Raw genomic sequence first — 4,668 nt, 5'->3', positions numbered from 1 at the left:
GGCGAGGCTCGGCGTGCCCAACGATTCGTCCGAATGACTCGACGGTTTCACCTCCGAGATGGGCGAGCCCTTGATCGGCAACTTCTTCTGTGATTTTAGGGACAAATTTTAGCGCTTCCTTTAGTCCGGCTTTGGCGCCAATCGATAGCAGATCCTCACCGGGAATAAAAGCGCCAATGGTCAATGCAACTTCCACGCCGATCGCTATCCCGAGCCCGACACCTGCGCTCACGTCGAAGAGCTCGGATATGAGATCACCCTCCTTGGCGACTTGATCTGGGGTGGGTACCATGCCGGCCAGAAAACCTAGCGGTCCATTACCCAGAAAATCCAGAAACGCATTCGCAAAGCCCAACACATCGCGCCCGCCAAAGTGCCCGGACGGGTCGCTGTAGTTGACAGGATCGCCCGAGCAATAGGCATAGGGATTAGGCCCCCCTGCCCCAAACGGGCTGTAGGCGTCGGGCGCATTAAAGCGGCCAAGGCCGGGCAGGAAGAGGCGATAACCATTACCCAGCGCATAGCCCTCCAACACCGGATCACGCCATTGGCCGTTATAGGCCAGGACGGAAACGGGCTCGCCATCGGTCCCGGTCTTGGTCTCGGCTTCCTGCCCATAGGGACCATAGCGATGTTCCTCGATCGACTGACCATCGCTGGCGCTAAGCACCGAGCCCATGCCATCGGTGCTCAGCAGCCAGACGGCGCCCCCACTTTGGGCGGCGGAGGTGGAATATTGCGCCTGCATTCCGGCCACACCGGGAATCAGACGAGTGTGCTGCTGCGATTGCTCGAGATTAAGAAGCTGCCCACCGTTGTAGTAAAACAGTGTGGCATCCGGATGATTGTCTTGCGTTCGCTTATAAATGCGGTTCATGGCGTCATAAGCATAGGTGCTTCGACGCTGCGTATTCGTGTTATGCGCAGTGGCGATGCGGCCGAGCGAATCGTAGGTGAGCTCAAGCCCCATTCCGTCATCGGTGATTCGTCCGGCGGCATCGTACTTGAGCACGGCGACGGCAGGATAACGGGAATGCGTGTTGGACACCTGGGTCAGTTTGCAGGGGTCCCTCGGATCGTCGTAGGAAAAGGTCGCACGGTTTTGCTGCCCATCGGCGAACGATGTGACGATCGATGTGAGGTTGTTGCAGGCGTCGAATGTAAAGGCCTGGGCGGCCATGGCCTGACCGTAGCGATCACAGGGCGCGCCGCTGCCGGTGCACGTCCATTTCACAAGCCGATTGCGGCTGTCATAGTCGAAGGCTTCCGTTCGATCGGTGGCGCCGTTGCGTAGGGTCGTACGCGCCGTAACTTGGTCGAGCACGTTCCAATCCTGGCGAATCTGCCAAGTCAACCCGTTGTTTTTGTCCTGAACGGTGCGCAGCGTCTCGCGCCCGAAATCATCAAGTTCGTCGATGGTGGTCTGAATCGCATGCGTGCCCGTTTGGTCATATGTGGTCCAGCCCCGCGCCCGATTCAGGTCGTCATAAACGATGTCATCGGCCTTCACGGCGTCATCCGCGATCTGCTCGACACGGCTGTTGGCATCCCGGCGGACATCCTGGGTGGCCCCATCCACGTGGACATAGCTGCGCAACGCGCCGGCCGCCGTGTAGGCGGGGTAGGACATTTCACGCGTATTGCCATCGAAGTCGAGCGTCTGTTTTTTCAGGCGTCCCGAAGCATAGGCGGTAAATTGGATCTTCGCGGCATCGGCCGTCGCGGTGGTGGGCTGCCCCGTGGATGGCTCATATTCAAACTGTTGGGCGAGCGCGTTAGCCGGGGCACCCGCGGACACCGACGCGAGCGCGTCGCCGAGTTCACTGATATAGGCGTAGGTTCGCGTGACGCCATCAGGCGTCACGATTTGCGATGGGCTGCTGTCCGCGTCCGTGGCGTAAGCATATTGCCATTCATGCCCGCCAATCACCGCGTTAGTCAGACGTCCCGTGCCGTCAAACTGCCGTGTCCCCAGCGTCGCACCATTGATGGCGACGGCGGTGGATTGGCCGCCGGGAGCGTCGGGGCGATATTGATACGATACGACCGTCTGGTCCGGCAGGGTGACCTTTTCAACGCGGCTCCAGTCGTCGTAGCGATAAGTGACGGTGTGGCCCAATGCGTCGGTCGCGCTGCGCAACCGGTATAGCCCATCGTAGTCCATCGAACGGGTGCTGTAGGCGGTGCTGGTGTCCTTGGCGGTATAGCGTTTTATCTCGACGGGCACCCCGCCCAGGTTCGTACGGCTTTCCTGTCGGCCAGTGGTCGTGCTCTTGCCTTGGCGGTACATCCGTTGCGTCAACGCGATCGGGTCGGAAACCCCGATATGCCGAACGGTGCCGTCGTCATAACCGAAGGCAAGGCTCGAAACCTGGGCCCAATCGTCATACTCAACGGCGCCCCCCAGCGAACTGGTCTGATCTCGAGTCGGCGTGGCGCCCCAATAGTCGAAATCGGTCGCCGCGGCCAGGCGGCCGAAGTCATCGTAAAAGTGGAGGCTTGTCTGATACCAGGTGTCCTCCTGCGCGGGACTATCGGCGTCATTGATATCCGTGTAAAGCAGTCTGCCCTGACCATCCAGGCCGTGACGCGTTTTGTTATGGAGGGCATCGGTTACCGTGACGAGGAAGGATTCGTCCGATCCATCGCTCAACACATGCTCGTAAGTCGTGACGTTCTGGTAGGCCGTGCCCGGATTCACGGTCACGGCCGTGACCCGGCCCAGACCGTCATAATCGTAAGCGGTTACGCGATGCTTGGCATCGACCTGTTTCCACAGACGTCCGGTGAACTTCGAATATTGAGACCGCGTGGTCCAGCTCAATTTATCGTGGGAAGTGGACGTATACGTGAGCAGGCGCGCGCCGGGACGATCGGCGTCGTCGGCGCTGTCAAGGGTTTTCGTCCAGGTGTAGGCATGGCCCGTATCGTTATCCGGGTAGTGCGTGAATGCCTGGCTGGTCAGACGTCCTGCCTGGAGCGCATCCTGCGCATAGGTGAATGTTTGCTTGGACAGCCAATGGACATCGGCTGAACCCGATACGTCCGGAGGCGGCGGGTAGCTGTTAGTGTGAGATTCTTCGGTTCTCAGCACCAGCGAATCGAGGCCGTTTCCTGCCGGGACGCATTGACTGTATCGGTATTCTATTTGCTGTGTCGGGGTGTCGGAATAAGCGGAAGGCGCGGGCGTTGTGGTGATCGTCTTGATGAAGCACCGCATTGCGGATGGCGCGGGGGGGCAGCCGTCCTCGCCGCGCTCATTGTAATAGACCGACTCGCTGGCCGGACCAGCCGTGATTACGCCGTCGCTATCGGTACGTTGGCTGGATTGATGTGTCTGATTTCCCCAATCATCCCACGTGTAGCGAATTTCCTGCGAGGCCGAACGGGAAGCATCGTGCCAGGTGACCTTGTGCGCAACGGGCAACTGGAAATAGGCAGGCTGATCTTCAAACGCCTGCCCCACGATCGCACCATAGGCGATTTCCGTCGTCGAGGCCGTGTTGCCGCATTGCGTGCTTTGCTCGACGAGCAAATGGAAATTATCGTAGGTTCGCGTGATCTTTGTCGTCTTCCCCTGACATTCGCGGGTTTCGGTTGAACTGTACCGATAGTTTGTCCGCGCGTCGTAGAGGTTATCTTGATTATTCTTCCAGTTGACGCCGGATTCATAACCCAGGAAGTTGTGATCCGTATGCTCGAATTCGATGTGTAATGGCGGGGATTGCGCGTCCTGCCGCCCTTGGGTCGGTCCCGCGTGTCGGATGAAACGATAGACGGTTGGCAACGCGGGGAGTCCGGCCGAATCCGGAAAGTGGTTTCCTCGACCGTCCTTGTAATAGGAGGCACGTTCGACCAGCCCCCCGGGGGCGCTCACCTGGGCTAACCAGTCTCCCCAGACATCGGAGATCCACTCGTATTCCAGATCCCAGTCGAGAGGTGTCTCGGGGCCAAGACAGAGATTCGTGATCCTGGTGAGCAGCGCTCCACTGAATGACAGTTCGACGTCGTACGCTTCCTCGGATTGATCCGGCAGGAAGCTCAGCACCGTCTTGGCGGACCTGTAGTCGATCGTCAGTAACGTGCTGCTGGCGTCTTTGACCGTGAGAAGCTTGGGGGGATTGACCATGAAATCCCAACTCAAGCTCATCATGTGGCCGGCCGCATTCAGGAGGTGGGTCGGCACCTTGACGGAAGCCACCTTGCCTGGCCCGGAAAGGACCTCGATCTCGCCGGACTTGTGGATCACCTTATAGCAGTCGCCATAGCGGGGGTCCTGATGGTCGTTCTCATACTTTTCGAAGCGAATATCCAACAACTTGTGCTGCAGAAGCACTTGTTCGATCTTATCGACTTCGTAGACCTTGATTTGCTGCCCGGTGGACAGCGAGAGCAACCCACTGTCCCTGTCATAGGAAGTGAAGCCGACGGCAACGCCTTTGCCGAATCCCTTGTTGGCGACGGTACCCGGCGCAAGCAAGGTGGAGAGAGGGCTATAGAATAATTGAATCGGCACGACCGGGCCCAGCCCACCATTCCCCAGAAGACGTCCGAGGGGAATGCTGAGGTTATACAGTCCCGTGCGGGGATCGACACCGCCGGCAACCGCCCCAACGAAGTTGTTGGCCTGGGTAAAGAAGGAAGGGGCATTGTTCGTCGGCGTGTCCA

1 protein-coding gene is annotated in these 4,668 nt (G+C 59.0%); it reads right to left on the bottom strand.

Annotated elements, in window-relative coordinates; all coding sequences use genetic code 11:
* Window positions 1-4,668, bottom strand: a 4,668-nt coding sequence (locus PHO31112_RS26875; RefSeq protein WP_150624764.1) for an RHS repeat domain-containing protein, incomplete at both ends; no start/stop codon positions are given.

The organism is Pandoraea horticolens (assembly GCF_902459555.1).
In the GTDB taxonomy this organism is placed as follows: Bacteria; Pseudomonadota; Gammaproteobacteria; order Burkholderiales; family Burkholderiaceae; genus Pandoraea; species Pandoraea horticolens.
The sequence above is the reverse complement of the archived record's forward strand: the minus strand, read 5'-3'. Positions and strand labels throughout refer to the sequence as shown.